The sequence below is a fragment of the Streptomyces sp. bgisy130 genome, assembly GCF_057708345.1.
On record NZ_JBYISA010000016.1, the window covers coordinates 150813 to 174774 of the forward strand.

Here is a 23962-nt window from a genome sequence, read left to right on the forward strand (position 1 = left end):
GGGCCGGTTCGGGGTGTTAAGGGGTTCCCTAGGGGTGTTCCGGCTCCGGGACGGCCCATACGCTGCGTGCACCGACACGCTCAGCTCGGAGAGTGAATCCACATGGCAGTTCCTGGCTCGTGGAAATCGTTGACTTCGGACGGAAAGGATCTGGTACTCGCGGTCGATTTCGCGGTGACCGGAAGGCCGCAGGCAGGTTTTCCGGATTTCGTCGCGCTCGCCCATCCGCAATTCTCGCTCTGGGAGACACTCCCGCCCGCCCCGGAGGAGGACGCCGGAATGACCGGCGCCGACTACGTCGAACGCTGGGCGGCGGATGTGCTCCGGGAGGGCCGGCCGGTCCGGGCCGTCATGGGCTACTGCGTCGGAGCGGTGTACGCGGCGGCGCTGGCCGAGCGCATCGGGCGCAGCCAGGGCGAGACGCCCGCCCTCATCGGCTTCGACCCCGAGCTGCCGCGGCGTGATGTGGTCTGTCACCACTTCCTGACCACCATGGAGGGGATGTCCGGGCTGCTCAAGCCCGAGGAGATCGCGCACGCCCAGCAGGCCGCGGGGCAGGCACTGACCGACGAGGGCGACATCAAGAAGTTCGGTGAGCGGCTGCTGGAGATCTTCCGGGAGGTCGGCGGCGCGGCCTTCGCGCGGGTGGGCCTGGACGCCAAGCGCAGCGAGGAATTCGTCGCCACCTTCGGCCTGTTCCTGCACTTCTTCGTACGGGGCAGCGACCTCGATCCGACGGCCGGCTGGAAGGCGCTGACCGCGATGACCTCCGCGACCGTCACCAGTGGCCTCAACCCCCTCTCCGAAGCCGACCGGGCCGCCCGGGTGGCCAAGGAGATCCGCTTCCCCGTCGAGCACGCCGATCTGCTGCGCACGCCCGACGTCGCCACCACGGTCACCGGCCTGCTGAGCTGACCGACCGCACCCCAGCACGTCGAAAGGAACTCGCGCATGCAGCCCATGAGCACGCCCCTCTCCCGGGCCAGTCAGAAAGAGGAGGCGTTGTGGCTGCTCGACAAGCTGGTCCCGGACAGCGGGGTGAACAACATCCCGGCCGCCATCCAGGTGGCCGGCCGGCTGCGGACCACGGCCCTGCGCGAGGCCGCCGCCCGGCTCCTGCGCAAGCACGAGGTGCTGCGCACCGTCTTCCATGACGAGGGCGCCGGGCTGCGCAAGGCGATCCTGGCCCCGGCGGACGCCACGGTCGACATCGAGGTGAGCCGGTCGACGGCGGACGGGCTGGCGGACGATCTCACCGCGCTCGCCGCCCGCCCGTTCAAGTTCAACGGCCGGCCCATGCTGCGGATCTGCCAGGTCGAGGCGCCCGAGGGCGATGTGCTCTGCGTCGTGGCCCACCACCTGGTGTTCGATGTGGCGTCCGCGCAGATCGTGATGGGTGAGCTGACCCGGCTCTACGACGCGGTCCTCGCCGGAAAGGATCTCTCCGGCGAGGCGATCGTGCCGGTCGCGGCGGTCGCCGCCGACGAACCCCGCCCGGAGAGCTTCCAGTTCTGGCGCGACCATCTGAGCGGCTTCGACGCCGGTGCGCTGGACCTGTGGATGGACCGGCAGGGGAGCGCGGAGACCACCCTGAAGGGGGCCACCGTCGCGCACGACCTCTCCGACGGGGCCCGGGACGTCGTCCGCCGGCTGCGCAGGGAACTGCGGGCCTCCGAACCCGTCATCCTGCTCGCCGCCTACTATCTGCTGCTCGCCCAGCACGGCGCCGGGCCGGACATCGTGATCGGCTCGCCCGCGGACATCCGCGGGCAGCAGGCCGCCGGCGCCATCGGCTACTACGTGAACATCCTGGCGCTGCGCGTCCGGACCGACCCGGCACAGAGCTTCCGCGCACTGGTGCGGCAGGCCCGGGACGTGTTCCTGGAGGCGGTCTCCCATGTCGATGTGCATGTGGACCTGCTGCTGCCGGAGATCCCGCGGGTCAACTCCGCGTGGAGCACCACGCTGTTCCGGCACATGTTCAACTACCTGCCGGGCGGGCTTTCCGACGCGACGACCATCGGCGGCCTCCCGGCCCGTGCGCTGATGGTCCGCAACGGCTACAGCCGGATGAACCTCGAATTCGACATCCTGTCGGAGCCGGACCGCATCACCATCGAGGCGCTGTACGGGGTCGAGTCCCACCGCCGGGCCGATGTCGCACTCCTGCTCCAGCGCTATGACGCGCTGCTGGTCGCGGTCGGCGCCGAACCGGACCGGCCCGTCGGCGAACTGTCCTCGTGGTCGGAGCGGGACCGTACGGTCATCGCCGCGGCCAACCGCACCGCCACCGACGCACCGACCCCGTCCGTGCTGCGCACCGTCGCCGAACGGGCGGCCGCCGCCCCGGACGCGGTCGCCGTCGCGCACGGCGACCGCAACGTGACCTACGCCGAGCTGTGGCAGGCGGCCGTGGACACCCGGGTGCTGCTGAGCGCCTCCGGGGTGACCGAGGGCGATGTGGTCGCCGTGGCCGCCCGCCGCGGGCCCGAACTCGCCGCAGCGGCCCTGGGCGTATGGCTGGCCGGCGGCGCCTACCTGCCGGTCGACCCCGACCATCCCGCCGACCGGATCGCCTACCAGCTCTCGGATTCCGGCGCCCGTGCCGTACTGGCCGGTGAGACGGTCACGCTGCCCGACGGCACCCCGCGCCTGGACATGGCCGGTCTCCGCGCCGCGGAAGGCGGGACCACCGCCCTCCCCGCGGACCCCGACCCCGCCTCCTGCGCGTATCTCATCTACACCTCCGGTTCCACCGGCCGCCCCAAGGGCACCAAGGTCTCGCACGGCAACCTGGCCAATCTCGTCCGGCACTTCCTCGACGCGCTCGCGCCAGGCCCCGAGGACACCACGCTCTGGATGACCACCTTCGCCTTCGACATCTCCGCGCTGGAGCTGTTCCTCCCGCTGACCTCCGGCGGACGGCTGGCCGTCGCCCCCGACGAGGCCCGGGTGAACGGCAGCGTGCTCAGGGACCTGTTGATCCGGCACGAGGTGGGCATCGTGCAGGCCACCCCCACCACCTGGCGGACGGTGCTCGGTCAGGTGGGCGACCAGCTGGCCGGCCGGCGGGTGCTGTGCGGCGGCGAGGCGCTCCCCGCCGACCTGGCGGCGCGACTGCTGGAGACCGTCGCTGAGGTCCGCAATGTCTACGGCCCCACCGAGACCACCATCTGGTCCACCGCGGGCAGGCTCGACGCCGGTGACGGGGCGGTGCACGCCGGCACCCCGCTGCGGAACACCACCGCCTTCGTCCTGGATCCGGCCGGCCGGGAACTCCCGCTCGGCGTGCACGGCGAACTGTGCCTGGCGGGCGCCGGAGTCGCGATCGGCTACCACGACCGCCCGGAACTCACCGCCGAACGGTTCGGCGAGCACCCCGAGTACGGGCGCTTCTACCGCACCGGGGACCTGGCCCGCTGGCGGGACAACGGAACACTGGAGGTGCTCGGCCGGGTGGACCGACAGATCAAACTCCGCGGCAACCGCCTGGAACTCGCCGAAATCGAGGCGGTGTTGCGGGAGCATCCCGAGGTGACGGATGCCGCCGTGGTGACCGTCGGCGATCTCAGCGCGGACGCCGTGCTGGTGGCCTTCGTGGTGGCCCACCCCACCGAGGGCCTCGCCGAGCGGCTGTGGGAACACGCCAGGGCGAAGCTGCCCTCGTCCGCGGTGCCGCACGACTTCGTGCTCACCGATGAACTCCCCACCAACGCCAACGAGAAGGTGGACTACCCCCACCTCACCCGGCTGGCCACCGCCCGCCGCGCCGCGGCCGGCCAGGGCGCGGCGGCGGAACACCATGAGGATGCCCTGGTCGACGCGCTGCTCACGCTGTTCCGCGAGCTGCTCGGCCGGGAGGACGTCACCGCCGACGCGAACTTCTTCGTCCTGGGCGGGCATTCGCTGCTCGCCGCCCTGCTGGTGCAGCGGATCCAGGAGTCCTTCGGAGCGGAGGTCCGGCTCGCCGAGTTCTTCGCACTGCCCACCCCCCTGGGGCTCGCCGCGTTCCTGCGGTCCCACGGGGTGGATCCCGGTACCGACTGACCCCCGGGTACCCGCGCCAGCACGCACAAGAACGGCTGACCGAGGAGAGTTGAGACATGCCGGCGATGATCATGAACGGCCATTGCAAATCCTTCAACGGCGACGGGAAGCGGGATCTGCTCGTTCGCCATGACACCAACGGTGAACTGCTGGTCTTCCCGCACAGCGGAAAGTTCGACGGCACCCGCACCTTTCTCGACCCGGTGACGATCGGTACGGACTTCAGCTGGGAGAAGCACCTCATCATCCGGACCATCGACATCCGCGGCAACGGCCTGGCCAGTGTGCTCGCCGGCAGCGAGGAATCGGTCAACACCGAGCATCCGCACGGGGTCTACCTCTACGAGAACAAGGGCGGCCTCAACGGCCTGAACACCCTCAGCGAGCCGGTCCGGATGTCCGGCCGCCGCGACGACGGCCGCATCTGGGAGAGCATCGGCGTCGCCGACGTCAGCGGGGACGGCAAGGACGACACCTTCGGCCGGGAGAGCGAACTCGGCCATGTGGACTGGTTCCGCAACACCGGCGAGGTGGTGGAGAACGACACCTTCGACAAGACGCCCCAGCGGCTGACCGTCACCGAACCCACCGACTTCCCCTTCGGCATGGCCGATGTGACCGGCACCGGCCGGCTCGATCTGCTGATCCTGCGCGACAACGGCGATCTGTGCGTCTACGAATTCCCGCCCGGACCGGACGGCTTCCTCGGCGACGGAGCCGGTCAGGGCACCTGGTACACCGTCGGCAACCTCGGCGCGGACTGGAACCCGCTGGAGGACGCGCTCGCGGTGACCGATATCGACCTGGACGGCAAGCCCGATCTGCTCGTCCGGCAGCGCGACGGCGTCCTGGTGGCGTACGCGCACTCCGGCACGTTCGACCGGAAGAAGCCGATGAACACCTTCCACCCCCCGGTCGCCGTCCTCCAGGACTGCGCGGAGTACCACACGCTCACCTGATCCCCAGGCCCTTCGGTCGGAGTCCGCGTATGAATGCCCTCGACGAAAACCCCTCACTGATCCAGAAGTTGCACGGGTCGTCCCGGTCCGAGCAGGACCGGGCGCTGCTGGACCTGGTGTGCCACCACGCCCTCGGGGCGCTGCGCCGCGTCCGGCCCGACGACGCACCGCGGACCCTGGCCCCGGACCGCCCCTTCACCGACCTCGGATTCGACTCGCTCACCGCGGCCGATCTGCATGTCCGGCTGGTGACGGTGACCGGACTGCCGCTCCCGGTCACCGTGGCCTTCGACTATCCGACCCCGGTACGGCTGGCCCGGCAGCTGCGCATCGGACTGTTCGGTGCGGACGGTGCGGACGGCGCGGACGGCGGGGACGGCGCGGAAGCCACCGCCGCGCGCACAGGGCAGACGGCTGGGGCCGACGACGCGGACCCGATCGCCATCGTAGGGATCGGCTGCCGCTACCCCGGCGGGATCGGCGGCCCCGAACAGCTGTGGCGGCTGGTCGCCGAGGGCGGCGAGGTCGTCGCCGGGCTGCCCGAGGACCGCGGCTGGGATCCGGAGACCCTGTACGACCCGGACCCGGACGCCCCGGGCAGGACGTACGTCCGCCGCGGCGGATTCCTGCACGACGCGGCGGAGTTCGACGCGGAGTTCTTCGGGATCGGCCCGCGTGAGGCGCAGGCGATGGACCCGCAGCAGCGGCTCGTCCTGGAAACCTCGTGGGAGGCGCTGGAGCGGGCCGGAATCGACCCGACCGCGCTGCGCGGCAGCCGCGCCGGGGTCTTCCTCGGTGCCGAGCCGCAGGAGTACGGGCCCCGGCTGACCCGGGCCGGCGGACTGGAGGGCTATCTCTCCACCGGCAACACCACCAGCGTCATCGCCGGCCGGGTCGCCTACGCCCTGGGCCTGGAAGGCCCCACGATGACGGTGGACACCGCCTGTTCGGGTTCCCTGGTCGCGCTGCATCTGGCCTGCCAGGCACTGCGGCAGGGCGAGTGCTCGGTGGCCCTGGCCGGCGGGGTGGCCGTCATGGCCGCGCCCGGCACCTTCCTGTCCTTCTCCCGGCAGCGCGGCCTCGCCCCGGACGGCCGGTGCAAGCCCTTCTCGGCCGACGCGGACGGCACCGGCTGGTCCGAGGGCGTCGGCGTACTGGTCGTGGAGCGGCTCTCCGATGCCCGCCGCGCCGGGCATCCCGTACTCGCCCTGGTCCGCGGCTCGGCGGTCAACTCCGACGGCGCCTCCAACGGCCTCACGGCGCCCAACGGCCCCTCCCAGCAGCGGGTGATCCGCCAGGCCCTGGACGCCGCCGGACTGGAACCGCACCAGGTCGACGCGGTGGAGGCGCACGGCACCGGCACCAAACTCGGCGACCCGATCGAGGCCCAGTCCTTGATCGCCGCCTATGGCACCGGACGCACCGAACCGCTGTGGCTGGGCTCGGTCAAATCCAACCTGGGCCACACCCAGGCCGCCGCCGGTGCCGCCGGAATCATCAAAATGATCATGGCGATGCGGCAGGAACTGCTGCCGCGCACCCTGCATGTCACCGAGCCCACCCCGCATGTCGACTGGGCGCAGGGCACGGCCGCCCTGCTCACCGAGGCCCGGCCCTGGCCGCGCACGGACCGGCCGCGCCGGGCCGGCATCTCCTCGTTCGGCTTCAGCGGCACCAACGCACACGTCATCCTGGAACAGGCCCCGCCCGCCCCCGCACCGCCGCCCGCCACCGCACACCCCCCGGTCCTCGCGCTGCCGGTCTCCGCGCGCACTCCCGACGCCCTGCGGGCACAGGCCGCCCGGCTGAAGTCCTTCCTCGACGAGCACCCCGAGCCGGCCCTCGCCGATGTCGGCCGCGCGCTGGGCACCACCCGGGCACAGCTGGAACACCGTGCGGTGCTGGTCGCCGCCGACCACGCGGAACTCACCCACCAACTGGACGCCCTGGCCGCCGGCACGCCGGGGTCGGGGGTCCGCCAAGGACAGTCGGAGCCCGGCGCGGTCGCCGTGCTGTTCACCGGCCAGGGCGCCCAGCGGCTCGGCATGGGCCGCGAACTGTACGCCGCCCACCCGGTGTTCGCCCGTGCCTGGGACGAGATCTGTGCCGAGCTGGACGTCCATCTCCCCGGCCCGCTGCGCGCCGTGGTGTGGGCGGAGCCGGAGAGCCCCGAGGCCGCCCTGCTGAACGAGACGGTGTACGCCCAGTCGGCGCTGTTCGCCCTGGAGGCCGCGCTGTTCCGGCTGCTGGAGTCCTGGGGGCTGCGGCCGGACTTCCTGCTGGGCCACTCCCTCGGCGAGGTCACCGCCGCGTATGTGTCAGGGGTGTGGTCGCTGCCCGACGCGGCCGCCCTGGTCGCCGCCCGTGGCCGGCTGATGCAGGAACTCCCGGCCGGCGGCGCGATGGTGTCCGTACGGGCCACCGAGGAGGAGGTCACCGCCGAACTCGGCCGATTCGAGGGGCGGGTGGGCCTCGCCGCGGTCAACGGGCCCGCCTCGGTGGTGCTCTCCGGCGACGAGGACGCCGTCACCGAGATCGCCGCCACCCTCGCCGCGCGCGGCCACAAGACCCAGCGCCTGCGGGTGAGCCACGCCTTCCACTCCCCGCGGATGCAGCCGATGCTGGACAGCTTCCACTGGGTGACCCGGGTGATGTCCTACAAGCCACCGAAGATTCCGGTGGTCTCCAACCTCACCGGCCGGATCGCCACCGGCGAGGAGCTCTGCGCACCGGACTACTGGGTGGACCACGTCCGCGGCGCCGTCCGCTTCGCCGACGGAATCCGCGCACTGGCCGACAACGGGGTCCGCACCTTCCTGGAAGTGGGGCCGGACGCGGTGCTGTCCGCGATGGCACCGGACTGTGTGCCCGGCGAGGACCGGCCCGTGTTCCTGCCCACCCTCCGCCGCGACCGCGCTGAGACCCGCGAGGTCACCGGCGCCCTGGCCGGAGCCTGGGCGCACGGCGCGGAAGTGAACTGGGCCGCGTTCCACGGCGGTTCCGGCCACCCGGTGGACCTGCCCACCTATGCCTTCCAGCGGCGGCGGTTCTGGCTGGACACCGGGGACCAGGAGCTGGACGCGGCCGCACTCGGCCAGGCCGAGGCCGGCCATCCGCTGCTCGGCGCCGTGATCGGGTCCGCACAGGACGACACCCGCTGCTACACCGGCCGTCTCTCGCTGCGCTCCCACCCCTGGCTGGCCGACCACGTCATCAACGGCGCCGTCCTCCTGCCGGGCACCGCCTTCGTCGACCTCGCCCTGCACGCCGGCGACCGCGCGGACTGCCCCGTCCTGGCCGAACTCACCCTGGAAAGCCCGCTGGTGCTGCCGGAAACCGGTGCGGTACGGCTCCAGGTCGAGCTGGCCGCGCCGGACGAACACGGCGACCGCGGGGTCCTGGTGTCCTCCCGTGCCGAGGACGATCCGGCCGAGGTGCCCTGGACCCGGCACGCCACCGGCCGGCTCACCGCCACCACCCCGGACCACGACGGCCCCGACCTGCGCGTCTGGCCGCCGGAAGGGGCCACACCGGTCGATCTCGGCGGGCTGTATGACGGGATGGTGCGGCGCGGTTACGACTACGGGCCGGAGTTCCAGGGCCTGCGCGCCGCCTGGCGCCGTGGCACGGAGGTGTTCGCCGAGGTCACCCTGCCCGAGGCGGCCGACAGCGCGGACTTCGCGCTGTCCCCGGCGCTCCTCGACGCGGCCCTGCACGCCCTGGACCTGGGGGAGTTCCTGCCACGGGACGGACGGCCCTGGGTGCCGTTCGCCTGGTCCGGGGTGACCCTGCGGGCCGTCGGTGCGCGGGCGCTGCGGGTGCGGCTGTCCGCCGCGGGGGACCACGCGGTCGCCCTGGACCTCGCCGACCCCACCGGCGCCCCGGTTGCCTCGGTGCGCTCCCTGGTCTCCCGGCCGGTCGCCGCCGAACAGACCGCGGCGGCCCGGAAGGGCGTGGTGGCGCAGTCGCTGTTCCGCCCGGACTGGACCACGGTGGCCACCCCGGGCACACCCGCCGGCGACTGGGCGCTCCTGGGCGACGGCGACGGCCCCCTCGGCCGGGCGCTGCGATCCGCCGGGGTCCGCCCGCGCTGTCACACCGAGCTCTCCGCCATGGACGTCCCGGACCTCCTGGTGGTGCCCTGCGCTCCCGCCGAGGGCGCGCCACCCGAGGCCGCCCGCCGCACCGCCCACCGTGTCCTCGCGCTGCTGCGGTCCTGGCTCACCGACGAGCGGTTCGCCGGCTCCCGGCTCGCCCTGGTGACCGAGGGCGACGACTTCGCCGCCTCGGTGGTCTGGGGCCTGGTGCGCTCCGCGCAGGCCGAGCACCCGGACCGGATCACGGTGCTCGACGTGGACTCCTGGACGGCCTCCGGCCCGGCCGTGGCCGGTGCGCTGGCCGCCCATGAGCCCCAACTGACGCTGAAGGACGGCCAGTTGTGCGTGCCGCGGCTGGCGCGGGTCACCCCACCGGACACCGGTGCGGACTGGGACCCGGACGGCACCGTGCTGATCACCGGCGGCACCGGCGGGCTCGGCGCGCTCATCGCCCGGCACCTCGTCAGCGCGCACGGGGTCCGGCACCTGCTGCTGGTCAGCCGCCGCGGACTGGACGCACCGGCCGCGGCGGACCTGCGCACCGAGCTGACCGCGCTCGGCGCCACCGTGACCGTGGCCGCCTGCGATGTCTCCGACCGTACGGCGCTGGCCGGGCTGCTCGCCGCGGTCCCCGCCGCGCACCCGCTGCGCGCCGTGGTGCACGCCGCCGGGGTGCTCGACGACGGGGTACTCACCTCGCTGACCCCACAGCGCTTCGACGGCGTCTTCCGGCCCAAGGCGGACGCGGCCTGGCTGCTGCACGAACTGACCGCGGACCTGGAACTCACCCGGTTCGTGCTGTTCTCCTCCACCGCCACCTTGCTCGACGGGGCGGGGCAGGCGAACTACGCGGCCGCCAACCTGTTCCTCGAAGCGCTGGCCCGGCACCGTCGGGCCACCGGCCGCCCGGCGACCGCGCTGGCCTGGACGCTGTGGGACGAGGCCGACGGGATGGCCGGCCGGCTCGGCGAGGCCGGTCTGCGCCGGGCCACCCGGTCCGGTTTCCCGCCGCTCGCCCCGGCCGAGGGCCTGGCATTGTTCGACGCCGCGCTCGCCACCGCGGAGACCACTCTGGTCCCGCTGCGGATCGACCAGGCCGTGCTGCGGTCCCGCCCCGGCGGCGTCCCCGCGCTGCTGGCCGGGGTGGTCCGGGCGCCCTCCCGGCCTGCCGCCGACGCCCAGGCACCGGCTCCGGCCGCGGAATCCCTGGCCACCCGGCTGGCGGCGCTCTCCGCCGACGAGCAGCGGCGCACCCTGCGGGACCTGGTCCGCGCGCAGGTCGCCGAGGTCCTCGGCTACGACCGCCCGGATGCGGTGGCCGGCGGACGGGGCTTCCTCGAACTCGGCCTGGATTCACTCGCCGCGGTCGAACTGCGCAACCGGCTGACCGCCGCCACCGGGGTGACGCTGTCCGCCACGCTGGTCTTCGACCACCCCACGCCCGAGGCGGTCGCGGAGCACTTGGCCGGCCGTCTCATCGAGAGCGAAGCGGACCGGACCGCCTCGGTGTTCGCCGGAATCCGCCGGCTGGAGGCGGAGCTCGCGGCCGTCGCCCCGGACGACGAGGAGTACGCCGGTGTCGCGGCCCGGCTGCGCGGACTGCTCACCACATGGACCGAAACGCATCGCCCTGAAGAGCGGCCGGAGGAGCCCGCCCTGGGGGCCGCCACCGCCGAGGAACTCTTCGACATCCTCGACAGCGAATTGGAGGCCGGCAGATAACGACCGGGCCCCCGGCGGATCACCGGCCCCGGCCCTCAGGGGGCCGGTGGCTCGGGGCGGCGATCCGCCGGGGGAGCGGCTACCAGCGGACCGGCATCGCGTGCAGTCCGAAGACGAAGTTCTGGTATTTGAACGGCAGTTCATCCATCGGCTTGTCGAGCCGCAGCGAGGGAATCCGCCGCAGCAGGGTGCCCAGACCGATCTCCAGCTCGGCGCGGGCCAGATTCTGCCCGATGCACTGGTGCACCCCGTATCCGAAGGCGATGTGGTGCCGGGCCTTGCGGTGGATGTCGAACGTATCCGGGTGTGCGAAAGCCCGCTCGTCACGGTTGGCCGACGCGCTCAGCACGAAAATGCCCTCACCGGCCATGATTTTCCGGCCGCCGATCTCGATGTCCTCAATGGCGACCCGGTCGAAGGCCGCCCAGTCCGACACCGAGTGAAACCGCAGCAGCTCATCGACGGCACCGGGCAGCAGCGCGGGGTCCTCGCGGAGTTCGGCCAGCTGCCGCGGATGCTCCAGCAGGGTCAGCATGCCCAGCGGAAGCATGTTCGCGGTCGCCTCGTGTCCGGCGGTCAGCAGCAGGAACGCCATGCCCACCAGCGCCGCCCGGGTCAGCTCACCGCTGCCGATCTGTTCGTTGATCAACCGGCCGATGAGGTTGTCGCCCGGTTCCCGCACGGCCGCCTTGACCAGCTCGTCGAGGAAGTCGATGAGCCCCTCCATCGCCGCCTTGAGCTGCTCGGGCTCGGCGTCCAGCTGGACCAGGGTCCTGGTCGCGGACTGGAAGTACTCGTGATCCTCGTACGGGACGCCCAGTAACCGGCAGATGACCAGCGAGGAGAGCGGCAGCCCCAGATCCTCCACGAGGTCCGCCGGGGAGCCCTTCGCCAGCATGTCATCGACCAGCCGGTCAGTGATGCGCTGGACCTCCGGCCGCAGCTCGTTCATCCGCCGCGCGCCGAACTCGGAGATCAGCATGCGCCGGTAGTGACTGTGCCGGGGCGGATCCAGGTTGATGAACTGGCCCTCGTGGAACTGGGCGACCTCCGCCAGCTCGGTGAGCTGCTCGTCGGTGAGCGGTTCCGCGCCGTCCGTGCCCTCGTCGGCCGGCGGCTCCTGGGGCGGCCGGACGCTGGGGAAGCCCGGCCGGTTCGCATCCGAGCTGACCCGGGGATCGGTCAGCAGCTGCTGGGCCTCGGCATGCCGGGTCACCACCCACGCGGTACCGCCGTGCGGCAGCTGTACCCGCACCAGCGGGGAGTCCGCGCGCAGCCTTTCGTACTCCGGTGGCGGGGCGAAGGGGCAGCGCCGGGCCATAGGGAAGCGCAATTCCCGCACCGACCCGTTGCTGTCAATCTCCGTCATGGAATGCTCCCCTCAAGGTAATTGCCAAGCGACAGGCCAGGAACTTATGGGCGACAGGTAGCGGAGTCAAGATCCCAAAGTTTTTGCCAGGCATTTATGAAGGCGTTCCCTATTGCCCGCAAGCCGTCCTGCGGCGCAGCGAAGAGCGGTCGAAGAAATGCCCTCGCATTACTCAAATCGGGCGCCAATTCGGCGACGGATGAATAATTGCAAAATTGCCCGCCGCGCAGCGTAAAACGCCTGCTCAACTCGCCGGGCCCGGGTGGAACGGTCCGGCGCTATGCGGTGAATCGTCCATGCGTACGCGGCCGTGCCCCGACGCTGGGCGAAGCGGCCGCCCCGGGCATCTCCGGCGGCCCGTCGGACGGACGGGGGGTAGAGCTACCTCCACCTTTTCTTGGGACCTAGCTGGGATGTCCGAGGGGCCGTCTCCGGCCACCATGGAGCACGTTGAAGAGCCTCGTGGGGAGAACGAACCGTGCACGACACCGATGTGACCAGGCCGCATACGCGCCACCGAGCCAAGGCCCGCAACTCTCACCTGGGGGAGACGTGAACCACTCGGCCGAGTCGCATTCCTCGTCCGTGACCGACGCACCGGAAGAGGGTGCCAAGGACGAGCCGAAGAAGGTCCCGGAGAACTTCCAGGACCAGCTGGCCTACGCCTGGGAGTACATCGGCGGGGTCTACGGCACGATCCTGACCATCCTGCCGGTCATCACCTACATCGTGGTCAACGCGCTGACCAGCATGTGGCCGGCCATCTGGGCCTCCATCGGCACCGCGGTCCTGGTGGGCATCTTCCAGCTGCTGCGCAAGGAGAAGCTGGCCGCCGCGTTCGTCGGGCTCGGCACCGTCCTCATCACCTCCGGCGTCGCCGTGTTCGTCGGCGAGGCCAAGGGCTACTACCTGCTGGGCAACTGGATCACCGTTGGCATTGGGAGCATTCTGCTGCTGTCCGTCCTGGTGCGCCGGCCCCTGATCGGCCAGGTCTGGTCGGCGGCCAACCTCCAGGGCACGTTCTGGCGCAAGGACCGCAAGTCGCTGTTCTACTACGACCTGGCGACGCTGCTCTGGTCGTTCCTGAGCTTCTCCCGGTTCGCGGTGGAGCGCTGGCTCTACAACATGGACGAGACCACCTGGCTCGGCATCGCCCGGCTCGTCATGGGTTGGCCGCTGACCTTCTTCGCCGTCATGACCAGTATTTGGGCGGTCCGTAAGGTGGACGGGCGGCGCAAACTTCACGACCCGAATTACAAGGATCCCAAGCAGCAGGCGGAATCCGAGGAGAGCGGCCCGGCGGATAGGGAGACCGCCAGAAGCCGCGGAGAATAGCGACGCCGAGCCCATGCAAAACGGTGGGCGAGGCGACCCTCCGGTGAATGCCCCTCCCCCGTGTCGGTGACGGTTCGCGAACGTCGCTGCCAGGGGTATGACACCGTCACGATTTCCGGTCCGTTGTTGCGGACCGGAAATCGTGGTTTCCGCGCCCATACCGTAGGGGCGTCCGCGGAGGGTTAGGGGTTGCCGACGGCACGGCCGGCAAGCACTGTCGAGCGAGGGGTTTCACCCGTACGGAAATCTGAGGGGACGCACACGTGAACGCGCACGCCGATGAGGATCTGTGGATCCGACGGTTCCATCCCGCGCCGGAGGCGGCGACCAGGCTGGTCTGCCTGCCCCACGCCGGCGGCTCGGCCAGCTTCTATTTCCCGGTGTCCCGGGCGCTCGCCCCGGCGATCGATGTGCTGGCGGTGCAGTACCCCGGCCGTCAGGACCGCCGGACCGAGCCCTGCCTGGACAACATCGCGGACCTCGCCGACGAGGTGACCGAGCGGCTGCTGCCCTGGACCGACCGCCCGCTGGCCATCTTCGGACACAGCATGGGAGCCACCCTCGCCTTCGAGGTGGCACTCCGTCTCGAACAGCGCGACATCACCCTCCAGGCGCTGTTCGCCTCCGGCCGCCGGGCACCGTCCCGGCACCGCGAGGAGACGGCGCATCGGTACGACGACGCCGCACTGGTCCGGGAGATCAAGGCGCTCAACGGCACCGAGTCCCAGACGCTGGACGACGACGAGATGCTCCGCGCGGTGCTGCCCGCGATCCGCAGCGACTACCGGGCCGCGGAGACCTACCGCTATCAGCCGGGGCCGCCGCTCAACTGCCCCGTCTACGCCATGATCGGGGAAAGCGACCCGAAGGTGAGCATCGACGAAGCCCGCTCCTGGGTCGATCACACCATGGGGCGCTTCGAGTTGCAGACCTACCCCGGCGGGCACTTCTACCTGAACGCCCAGGCGCCCCGCATCATCGCCGCCATCTCCCAGGCGGTGTCGGCGACTTCCGGCACCGTCTGACCGCGGAGAGCCGACGAGGGCCTGCACCGCCTGGTGCAGGCCCTCGTCACGCGGCCCGAAATTCCCGCACGTTCACTCCGGGAGCCGGACCGGCGCGATCTCGTGGAAGACATCGCCGGGACCGGGGTTCTCCGGAGCCGTGCTGCCGCCGAGGTGGTTGACCACGCCCCAGACCGCGTTCAGCGCCGTGGTCACCGCGCCCTCGGCGAACCCGCCGGTCCAGGAGATGTCGTCCCCGCACAGGAAGAAGCCGCGATGCCGCGGATCGAGCTCGTGCTGCATGAAGTGGCTGAACAGGCGGCGCTGGTAGCGATAGTGACCCGGCAGGTTGGCCTTGAAGGCACCCATGAACCGCGGCTCGGTCTCCCAGGTGATCGCCAGTGGTGCGCTGATGAGGTGCGAGCGGATGTCCACCCCGGGATAGATCTCACCCAGTTTGGTCAGCAGCAGCTCCAGCCGCTGCTCCGCCGACAAGGTGGCGAACTTCAGCGAGTCATCGTTCCAGGTGTAGGACAGGCACATCACCCCCGGCCGGTCCGGGCCCGAGTCGAAGAGGTAGACACTGCGCGGCATCCGGTCCGTGAGGGTCATACCCATCGCCATCCGGCCGGTGTCCGGATCGGTGTCCAGCCAGAACGGCCGGTCCGTCAGCACGAACACCTTGGAGGAACCCATGTAGTGGGTGCGCTCGACGGCGCTCCACAGGGCGGCCGGGAGCAGCTCCGGATCGCTGTCCACATGATTGAGCAGGGCCCAGACGTGCGGGCTGAACACCACGGCCGGATACCGGTCCCGGCGCCCGTCGGCGTCGGTCACCGTATAGCCCTCGGCATCGCGCCGGATGCCCACGGCCGCGGGCCGCGGAGCGCCCCCGTGCAGACCGGCCAGCGAGGTGCCGGCCGGCCAGTGCGCGAGCCGGTCGGGCCGAAGTGCCCACAGCCCACGGGGCACTTGCTGGGCGCCGCCCTCGATCGTCATCTGGTCGTCGTCCGCCGCGGTGCACACGACACGGAGGATCTCGATGATGGAATTCGGGAAGTCCGTGTCCCAGCCACCCGTACCGAAACCGACCTGACCGAAGATCTCCCGGTGCCGGAAGGACGCGAAAGCCGGACTGGTGGCGAGAAATCCGTAGAAGGACTGGTCGTCGTACTCCTTGACCAGCTGATTCCAAATCGCCTTCAGTACGGGTATATCGCGGCGGCGGATCGCGTCCTGCAAGCTGGAGAGTTCGGCGCGGTCCTGCAACGCCTTGGCCCAGGCATCGGCCACTTCCTGGAACTCCGAGGGCAGATCGGCCGCCGACCGCGCCCGGTGTGTGCGTCCCTCCAGATGCACCAGAGTGGCAGGGGTGCAGGACGCCAGCGGATTGGGGAACGGCGACGTACGCAGCCCGAGTGCGTCGATGTAATGGAACAGTGTGGTCGCCGACAGCGGAAAGCGCATCGCGCCCATCTCGGCCTGTAACGCGGGAAATTCCGGGAACGGCACCGAGCGCATCCGCCCGCCCAGCTGCTCGGCCTCGTACACCACCGGCCGCAGCCCGAGCCGCATCAGCTCATAGGCCGCGGTCATTCCGGACATCCCGCCGCCGATCACCGCCACCGGAGTGCCGTGCCGGTGCCGGGGGACGGTGCCGAGCCCGGCCGGATGTCGCAGCCAGTCGTCATAGGCGAAAGGGAAATCCGGCACGAACATGGTCACTCGTTCCGAACTGGCCAAGGTCATGAGGCAACCTCTCGATCGGTCGCGGTCGGAGCGGATCCCGATACCACTCGGGTCGGCGTTCCCGCAAAGCGGAGAGCCGGCACGCGCCGTACGAAGTTCCCCGTGGGCCACCGGTATTCCCCGGTGGGAACCTAATTTCCGCGCATAACGTGCGGCAACCCCTACCGACCCCGGCTTCGCAAACCCGGCCCCACGGACCCGCGCGTACCCCCTGAAGGCGATTCAGGGGTATCTGCGCCCCGCGTCCGGAGCGTATTTTGCCCGCCGCCGGCATTACGGTCCGGCGGCCATATGGGCGGCATCCTGGAGAGCGAAGTCGCCCCCTCTATAGACTCGCCGGGTGAGCAGCGAAACCGAGGCGCCGCGTCCGCAACACCTGGACGAGGACGATCTGCTGCTGGCCAACGCCCTCCAGACCGCGCCCCGTGCGACCTGGAGCGAGCTGGGAAAGGTACTCGGCCAGGACGCGGTGACACTCGCCCGCCGATGGGAGCGCCTCAGCAGCAAGGGCCTGGCCTGGGTCACCCCCGCGCTGGGCCCCGGCCTCCTCTACCGGACGTGCCGGGCCTTCGTCGAAATCCACTGCGAGCCGGGCAGCGCCGCTCAGGTGTCGGCCGAGCTGTCCCGCCGGCCCCACCTGCTCACCCTCCAGCATGTCGCCGGCACCTACGACCTGTTCGCGATCGCCTTCACCCCGGACTTCGCCTCGATGTCCGACTACCTCCTCACGAGCCTGCCCCAGCAGGAGGGCGTCGTCCGGGTCCGCTCCCACCTGGTGACCCGCAACTTCCGCACCGGATCACAGTGGCGCCTGGGCGTGCTCAACCAGCGCCAGGAGCGGACGCTGCTCCACACCCGGCCGGAACCGCAGGGCGCCGAGGCCACGGCGTACAGCACCTGGGAGCGCGAACTGATCGTCGCGCTGAGCAAAGACGGCCGGCGCCGCTATATCGATATCGCCGCGGAGCTGGGTGTCACACCCCGGACCGTGCAGCGCCGGCTGAACCGGCTGCTGGGCAACCGCGACCTGCTGCTGCGCTGCGATATCGCCCGGCCCCTCGCGGGCTGGCCGACCGGCGCCCTGCTGTGGCTCAACGTCCCGGACGAGCGGCTGGAGGAGGCCGGCCGTACGCTCGGCGCCTTCCCGGAGACCCGCAGCTGCGCGGCGCTGTCCGGCGTGAACAACCTGCTGGTCACCGTCACCCTGCACTCGGTGGACGCGCTCCACGACTGGGCGGTGCAGCTGCGCCGGGCGCTGCCCTACGCGGAGATCGCGGACCGCTCCGTGGTGCTGCGCCAGGACAAGCTGTGCGGCCATCTGCTGGATGTGTGGGGACGAAGCCGTGGCGTCGTCCCCCTCGACATCTGGCGGCCGAGCGGCCTCAGCGGGTGACGCGGGCGCCGTCCGTACTGCCGCCGGTGGCCGGGAGCGCGACGGCCGGCCGCCGCAGCCCCGCACCCAGCGTCCGCTCGATCTGCCGGGCCAGCCGCAGCACGCCGAGGTCGTCGCCGCTGCGCCCGACGATCTGCACCCCCACCGGCAGCCCGTCCGCCGTGAAGCCGGCCGGCACCGACAGGGCGGGCACACCGAGCACCGTGAACCAGTACATGGAGCGCATGCAGTCGAGATAGTTCTCGCTCCTGGTGTGCCCGATGCGCTCCGGCCACAGCTGATCCGCGCTCCACGGCAGCACCTGGGTCGTGACCGTCACCAGATAGCGGTACTCGCGGGTGAATGCCACGAACCGCTGGAAGAGCAGCCCGCGCAGCTGGTGCGCGCGCATCAGACCGGCCGAGGTCGTCGCCAGCCCGTTCTCGATGTCCTGGCGCACTCTGACGCCGAACGCCTCCGGGTTCGCGGCGTACCGGTCACCGTAGTTGAGCGCCCGGTACCAGCCGCGCAATGTGCGGAACGCCTCGTCGGCGCCGGTCATGTCCGGGGCCGCGACGCCGACCTTCCCGGAGATCCCGGCCAGCGCCCCGGGCACCGGGCCCATCGCGGTGCGTACCGCGTCGTCGACCGCCAGCTGACCGCCCAGGTCCGGACTCCACGCCACCGGTACGTCCGAGAAGTCGCCCTCCAGACCGGCATGGAACCGGGACGGATCGCCCAGGCCCCAGGGAGACCTCGGATCGGCCCGGGTCAGCACCGCCATCTGGAGCGCGACATCGTCGACGGTGCGGCCGATCGGGCCCTGGATGCTCAGCGGCGCGAACGGATCGTTGGCCGGCCACATCGGAACCGAGCCCACCGAGGGCCGCAGCCCCACCACATTGCAGAAGGCCGCCGGGTTGCGCAGCGAGCCGCCGGTGTCGCCGCCGTCGGCGAGCGCCACCATGCCCGTCGCGACGGCGGCCGCCGCACCCCCGCTGCTGCCACCGGCCGTCAGACTCAGGTCGTACGGGTTGCGGGTGGGCCCGAACAGCTCGTTGGTGCTCTGGATGCCCGCACCGAACTCGGGCACATTCGTCTTGCCCACCGTGACGGCACCCGCGTGCACCAACTGCTCCACGACCAGCGCGTCATGGTCCGGCACATGGTCGGCGTAGAGCGGAGAACCGTAGGTCGTCCGGATGCCCTTGGTAGGGGCGAGGTCCTTGTGCGCGACCGGGAGGCCGTGCAGCGGACCCAGCAGTTCGCCCCGTGCGGCGGTGGCATCGGCGCGGGCGGCGAGCTCCCGGGCGCGGTCCTCGGCGAGCGTGATGATCGCGTTGACCTTCGGGTTCACCGCGTCGATCTGCGCGAGGTGCGCATCGAGGATCTCGCGCGCCGACACCTCACGGCGCCGCTGGAGCTCCACCAGTTCCCGGGCCGGCAGCCACAGGAGGTCGTTTTCGGTCACAAAGATCAGCAGTCCTTGTCTCGTTTTCTCGGTTGCCGGGGGATGTGCTTACGGCAGGTGGATGGGGGCACCGGGGCCCAGCGGTAGGCCGAGGAAGTAGAACCCGGTGAGGATCACGGTCCAGACCGCCGCGAAGGACAGGGCGAACGGCACCAGCCGGGAGATGACCGTGCCGAGTCTCAGCTCGGGCTGGTACTTCTGCGCCGAGACCAGCGCGAAGTACAAGAAGACCTGCATCGGCGTGATCGCCCCGGTCACGGAATCGCCGATCCGGAACGCCGCGTGCACGGCGGCGGGCGACAGGCCCAGCAGCATCCCGGCCGGCACCATGACGGTGCCCAGGATCGACCACAGGGCGGAGCCCGAGGTGATCAGCAGATTCAGCAGCGAGGTCACCAGGACAACCGCGAGCAGAATCCCGAATCCGCCGAGCCCGACGGACTTCGCACCGTCCGCGAGGCCAATGGCGAACAGCTTGCCCAAGTTGCTCCACGTCAGCAGATTGACGGTCTGCGCGATCGCGAAGACGAGCACCACGAACCCGGACATGTCCCTTACCGCGCCGACGAGATGCGGGTAGACGGCACGCGCCTCCTTGCCCACCCCACCGCAGCGGGCGTAGACGATGCCGAAGAGGAAGAACAGCCCGGACAGCACAAGGGCGAGGCTGTCGACGAAGGGGGAGGGTGCCAGTACCCCGTCCTCACCGCGCAGCGGGCTGCCCGGCAGCAGCCACGCGGTGACCATCGCCGCGGCGGCCGTCACCGTCACCCCACCACTGATCAGCAGCGCCCGGCGCTGCACCGGCGTCGCCAGGGCCTCGGCCGCCCCGTCCTCCGCACCGGAACGCGCCGGGTCGTGCCGCGGATTCCAGGGCGCCAGCCGGGGTTCGAGGACCCGGTCGATGAGGAAACCGCCGACCAGCGGCAGCAGGAGTCCGGTCGTTGCGGTGAAGAACCAGTTCATGGCGATATGGACGTGATAGCCGTCGATACCCGGCAGCAGATCGGCCGCGCTCCTCGTGATACCGGTCGTGGTCACATCGAGCGTGCCGAGCAGAATCCCGCCGTCATAGCCACTCCCCACGCACACAAAGGCACCGAGCAGCCCCGCCACCGGGTTCCGCCCCACCGCCTTGAAGACGATCGCGGCCAACGACGGCAGCAGGACGTAGGCCGAATCCGCCAATACATGCCCCTGGCAGGCGACGAGGGCCACCAGATAGGGAACCCAACGCCGCGACACCCGCAGGAACGCGATCCGCATCAGACATTCCAAGGCCCCGGTGCCCTGCGCGACCCCTATGCCCATGGCGATGACCAGCACCGGCCCGAGCGCGGGAAAGGCCATGAAGGAGTCGATGGCCGTGCCGAGAAGATGACTGAGCCCCTCCGGCGTCAGCGCCCCGAGCACCGGAGTCGGGCTTTCCTCCCCCGGCACCTGAACCGCCACATCGAAGGCGGCAACCACCGTCGACACCACAGCCACCAGCCCGAAGATCCCGGCAAAGAGCACAAACGGATTGGGCAGCCGATTCACCAATCGCTCCACTCGCCCCAACAGCCCGTCCAGCGGAATCGGATCCCGTTCCAGTGCCTTCATTACTGCTGCCTCTCTTCCCGGAGCGTGCCAGCGGTGTGCGTGCGGGCCACTATCGAGCGGGCGGCGCAAAGCTGGGGAGAGGTGGAGGGGAATGTCTATCGAGGGCTCGGAATTGCAGAAAAACGGCTATCGGTCATGGAAGTCCCGGCGCCCGCTTGACGGTTACGGCCGACGGCCCGCTCTCCCGCACCTCCCACACCCCCGGCAGCCAGCCGATCGAGCGACGGTGCGTCCTTGACCTGGGCTTCCGCTTACCATGTCCCGGTCAACTGATCACGGCGGGGGAGCGGGGGAGAGAGCCGAGGGCTTTCTTCTCCTTCGCAGCCGAGGTGCTGCCCGCCGTAGCCGGTGGTCGCGCGCTCGGCTCAAAGCCACAACTGCAAAGGGACGTCATGCGTTTCCACCGAATACTTGCCACTGTCGGAACCGTCTGCGCCTTGGCGTCGGTTTCCGCTTGCGGCCTGCCCTCCGTGGGCTCGCCCCAGGATGCCGGGGAATTTCTCCAGTCGACGCTGCACTGCGAGAGCGTCGACATCGCCTCGCCTCCCGAGGTGCAGCGGGTGGAAGCCATGGGGATGACGGGCATCAACGGCGGCGGCGAGTGCGAGGACCCGGCGGGCGGCGGCGGTGACGTCGACTTCCTCACCGTCGAGGACATGGAAGCGTTCCAGACCGCCGTCAAGGGGGACGAGGACGAACAGGACGACCTCATGATCGGCGACGACTTCGCCGTCGACCCGAGCAGCGACAACCAGCGCCGCCAATTCCTCGACGCCGGGCTGCTGTTCCTCAACTGCACCCCGGGCTTCAAGGCCCCTGCCGGCAATTCGGCGGACGACGGCGAAATCGACGGCTGCTTCACGACCGACTACTCGGAGGATCTCGACTGACCTCCCGCCGACGGAACTGTGCGGACCGACCTCGTCCGCGCAGATCCGTCCCCCCGGCAGCGGCGAAGCCACGGCGCGCCCGCAGCCACACGCCCCCGCGCGCGCCCCCGCCCTACCTTTCGGCGAACGCAGCGCGCACCTGCTTGCCATGCACAATCACGAAGACCCCGGCCAGCAGAAGCCCGCACACCCCCTGCTCCATCTTCAGCCACAGCGGAAAAGCGCCGGGCACCGCGATGATGACCGCAATGGCCACCACCATGATGCCGGAGGCCCACCGCAGTCTGAGGTAAGAGCGACGGTGGCCGCCGGCCGCCCGAGCGACGAAAGAGGCCATGAGCAGCGAAGTGACCACGACGATGGTCGCGCGGACCCAGGCAGCATCGGTCACCAGGCCAGGGTGGTTGCGCAGCAGGATGATGGCGAGGAGCGTCAGCGCACTGAGGCCGACATAGCAGCCGACGAGCAGCCTGGCACTACGGAACGCCCGCCGTAAGCGTGGCCTGCTCAGCCTCTCCTCGAAAACCCCGGCGGGGCGCGACTTACGGGTGCTCATGACATCCCTTCCGCTCTCTTGCACCGCCCTCCCGACGGCCGTCTCCAGGATCCGGCCCACCCATCGCCCGTTCCTCGTCCACCCGGACGAAGCCCACTCCCACCCCTGTCAGGGTCTTGCCGGGGCTGCCCCGTAATGGATCCCCGCCCCTGCTCTAAGGGTTGTGGCGAGATGCGTGTGCCTGGCCAGGGACCTTGACCGGACCGTCCGAAAGCGACAGTCATCGATCAGCTGCCGGGGCGTGGAGAGGTGATGACCCTCCCGCTGCGCGCGTGGACCGGACTTGGGCGTGTCTGATGAATCACGGTCCGACAGTGCCGTGCCGGGGTGAGTCCGGAGCGCGGCACGATCGAGCCGAAAGGGGATATTCGATAGTCATCAGGGCATTCCATTGGCAGGCTTGAGCCATGAACTCCCAGCTCAAGGACGTGCCCGGTCCTTCCTGGCTCGGTACCCCGATTGACGCCCGATCTCTGTTCGCCCCTGAGCAGGCCGCGCTGATGGCCACGCTGCGTGGCATGGCGTCTGCTGACTGGGGCAAGGAGGCGGTGCCGGGCTGGACCGTGGGCGATCTCGCCGCACACATCCTGGGCGACTTTTACGGCCGTCTTGCACGGGACCGCGACGGCCACCAGGACGGCCCCGGCTTCGAGCCGGGCGAGTCACTGGAGGCGTTCATCCACCGCAATAACCAGGAATGGGTCGATGCCTACCGCCGGGTGAGTCCCGCCGCGCTCACCGACACCCTCGACCTGATCGGCGGGCAGGTCGCCCTCTTCTTCCAGGCCACCGATCCCGACTCCCCGTCGCTGGGGGTGTCCTGGGCCGGGGTCGATCCGGCACCCATGTGGCTGGACAGCGCCCGCGACTTCACCGAGTTCTGGACTCACCGCCAGCAGATCCGCCACGCCATCAGCAAGGACACCGACCCCGATCCGCGGTTCCTGTCGGTGGTCCTGGACACGTTCATGCGGGCCTTGCCCCACACCCTGCGCGAGGTCACCACGCCGGTCGGCACACAGGTCCAGGTACGGATCGACGGCTCGGCCGGAGGCGTCTGGACGGTGACGGCCACCGGGGACGGCTGGTCCCTCGCCGAGCCGGATACCGAACGTCCCGCTGCGGTGGTGCACTTGGATGCGGAGACCGCGTGGCGGCTGTGCACTCGCGGCATCCAACCGGACACCGCCCTGGCTCGTGCCCGCATTGACGGCGACCACCAACTGGCGGAAGCGATCTGCCAGATCGTGTCGATCGTCTACTGAAGCCGCCTCGCGATCGGCCCAGCGCCTCATCGCCCCGGTGCCGTGCCGGACGAGCGCACCGCACTCATCGGCTGGCTGGATCTCCAGCGGCAGATCCTGCGATGGAAGTGCGAGGGCCTCAGCGAGGCGGACGCGCACCGCTCCGTCATCCCGACCTCGCCGGCGATGACGATGGCCGGGCTTATCAGCCATATGCGGTGGGTCGAGCACACCTGGCTGGAGGTGGTGTTCCTCGGCGGCGACAAGACGCAGAACCCGTACTTCGACGAGACGGACAAGGACGCCGACTGGCGCACCGACGGCGTCCCGCTGAAGCAGCTGCTCATGCAGTACGAGGCCCAGTGCGCCCGCAGCAATGAGATCGTGTCCACGGCCTCCCTGGACGACGTCGGACGCCACCCCGACGACGGCTCCGGCAACCCTGACCTCCGCTGGATGCTCATCCACCTCGTCGAGGAGACCGGACGGCACGCGGGACACGCGGACATCGTGCGGGAACTGCTCGACGGGGCGAAGGGCTACTA

Annotated in this window: 14 protein-coding genes and 1 pseudogene; 10 read left to right on the forward strand and 5 right to left on the reverse strand. The window is 70.6% G+C overall.

Going from position 1 to position 23962, the window contains the following annotated elements:
* The first annotated feature begins 129 nt into the window (after positions 1-129).
* The 4 genes and pseudogenes from AC3EUV_RS21665 to AC3EUV_RS21680 all read left to right on the forward strand — a co-directional run.
* Positions 130-915: a hypothetical protein gene (locus tag AC3EUV_RS21665; RefSeq protein ID WP_435603640.1), complete on the forward strand. Its 786-nt coding sequence runs from the start codon at positions 130-132 to the stop codon at positions 913-915.
* A 36-nt stretch (positions 916-951) separates the two neighbouring features.
* Positions 952-4047, forward strand: a complete 3096-nt coding sequence (locus tag AC3EUV_RS21670) for a non-ribosomal peptide synthetase (RefSeq protein WP_435603641.1) — start codon at positions 952-954, stop codon at positions 4045-4047.
* A gap of 56 nt (positions 4048-4103) precedes the next feature.
* On the forward strand, positions 4104-5006 hold the full coding sequence (locus tag AC3EUV_RS21675) for an FG-GAP repeat domain-containing protein (protein WP_432143699.1): 903 nt from the start codon (positions 4104-4106) through the stop codon (positions 5004-5006).
* Positions 5007-5236: 230 nt separating this feature from the next.
* A pseudogene (locus tag AC3EUV_RS21680) lies at positions 5237-10825 on the forward strand (type I polyketide synthase); the annotation flags it as partial.
* 79 nt (positions 10826-10904) lie between these two features.
* Here the strand turns inward: AC3EUV_RS21680 and AC3EUV_RS21685 are convergent.
* Complete coding sequence (locus AC3EUV_RS21685) at positions 10905-12194, reverse strand: cytochrome P450 (RefSeq protein WP_432143698.1); 1290 nt, start codon at positions 12192-12194, stop codon at positions 10905-10907.
* Positions 12195-12779: 585 nt separating this feature from the next.
* Here AC3EUV_RS21685 and AC3EUV_RS21690 point away from each other — a divergent pair.
* Positions 12780-13529: a DUF3159 domain-containing protein gene (locus AC3EUV_RS21690; protein WP_432143697.1), complete on the forward strand. Its 750-nt coding sequence runs from the start codon at positions 12780-12782 to the stop codon at positions 13527-13529.
* Between the two features lie 263 nt (positions 13530-13792).
* Positions 13793-14554, forward strand: a complete 762-nt coding sequence (locus AC3EUV_RS21695; RefSeq protein ID WP_432143696.1) for a thioesterase II family protein — start codon at positions 13793-13795, stop codon at positions 14552-14554.
* 72 nt (positions 14555-14626) lie between these two features.
* Here AC3EUV_RS21695 and AC3EUV_RS21700 read toward each other — a convergent pair whose 3' ends face one another.
* Positions 14627-16282, reverse strand: coding sequence for a flavin monoamine oxidase family protein (locus tag AC3EUV_RS21700; RefSeq protein ID WP_435603642.1), 1656 nt, complete (start codon positions 16280-16282; stop codon positions 14627-14629).
* A gap of 340 nt (positions 16283-16622) precedes the next feature.
* Here AC3EUV_RS21700 and AC3EUV_RS21705 point away from each other — a divergent pair, with 340 nt between their 5' ends.
* The gene (locus tag AC3EUV_RS21705) at positions 16623-17675 is read left to right on the forward strand and encodes an Lrp/AsnC family transcriptional regulator (protein ID WP_432143694.1); all 1053 of its coding nucleotides are present in this window, start codon (positions 16623-16625) and stop codon (positions 17673-17675) included.
* Here AC3EUV_RS21705 and AC3EUV_RS21710 read toward each other — a convergent pair.
* A complete protein-coding gene (locus AC3EUV_RS21710) occupies positions 17665-19125 on the reverse strand; it encodes an amidase family protein (RefSeq protein ID WP_435603643.1) in 1461 nt (486 codons plus the stop codon). The genes AC3EUV_RS21705 and AC3EUV_RS21710 overlap by 11 nt on opposite strands.
* Before the next feature lie 48 nt (positions 19126-19173).
* Entirely contained in the window at positions 19174-20727 is a 1554-nt protein-coding gene (locus tag AC3EUV_RS21715; protein ID WP_432143692.1) for an AbgT family transporter, read from the reverse strand.
* 470 nt (positions 20728-21197) lie between these two features.
* Here AC3EUV_RS21715 and AC3EUV_RS21720 point away from each other — a divergent pair, with 470 nt between their 5' ends.
* Positions 21198-21617 carry a hypothetical protein gene (locus AC3EUV_RS21720; RefSeq protein ID WP_432143691.1) on the forward strand — a complete coding sequence of 140 codons (420 nt, stop codon included), beginning with the start codon at positions 21198-21200 and terminating at the stop codon, positions 21615-21617.
* Between the two features lie 112 nt (positions 21618-21729).
* Here AC3EUV_RS21720 and AC3EUV_RS21725 read toward each other — a convergent pair whose 3' ends face one another.
* Positions 21730-22173, reverse strand: a complete 444-nt coding sequence (locus AC3EUV_RS21725; protein ID WP_432143690.1) for a hypothetical protein — start codon at positions 22171-22173, stop codon at positions 21730-21732.
* 407 nt (positions 22174-22580) lie between these two features.
* Between AC3EUV_RS21725 and AC3EUV_RS21730 the strand changes: the two genes are divergently transcribed.
* Both AC3EUV_RS21730 and AC3EUV_RS21735 read left to right on the forward strand, forming a co-directional pair.
* On the forward strand, positions 22581-23438 hold the full coding sequence (locus tag AC3EUV_RS21730; RefSeq protein ID WP_432143689.1) for a maleylpyruvate isomerase family mycothiol-dependent enzyme: 858 nt from the start codon (positions 22581-22583) through the stop codon (positions 23436-23438).
* Between the two features lie 12 nt (positions 23439-23450).
* On the forward strand, positions 23451-23962 hold a 512-nt coding region (locus AC3EUV_RS21735), incomplete at its 3' end, for a DinB family protein (RefSeq protein ID WP_435603648.1).

Excerpts from the sequence above, each read along its gene's own strand:
- AC3EUV_RS21715 (WP_432143692.1), bottom strand. The coding sequence starts at position 20,727 with ATGAAGGCACTGGAACGGGATCCGATTCCGCTGGACGGGCTGTTGGGG.
- AC3EUV_RS21675 (WP_432143699.1), top strand. The coding sequence starts at position 4,104 with ATGCCGGCGATGATCATGAACGGCCATTGCAAATCCTTCAACGGCGAC.
- AC3EUV_RS21730 (WP_432143689.1), top strand. The coding sequence starts at position 22,581 with ATGAACTCCCAGCTCAAGGACGTGCCCGGTCCTTCCTGGCTCGGTACC.
- AC3EUV_RS21670 (WP_435603641.1), top strand. The coding sequence starts at position 952 with ATGCAGCCCATGAGCACGCCCCTCTCCCGGGCCAGTCAGAAAGAGGAG.
- AC3EUV_RS21700 (WP_435603642.1), bottom strand. The coding sequence starts at position 16,282 with ATGACCTTGGCCAGTTCGGAACGAGTGACCATGTTCGTGCCGGATTTC.
- AC3EUV_RS21725 (WP_432143690.1), bottom strand. The coding sequence starts at position 22,173 with ATGAGCACCCGTAAGTCGCGCCCCGCCGGGGTTTTCGAGGAGAGGCTG.
- AC3EUV_RS21685 (WP_432143698.1), bottom strand. The coding sequence starts at position 12,194 with ATGACGGAGATTGACAGCAACGGGTCGGTGCGGGAATTGCGCTTCCCT.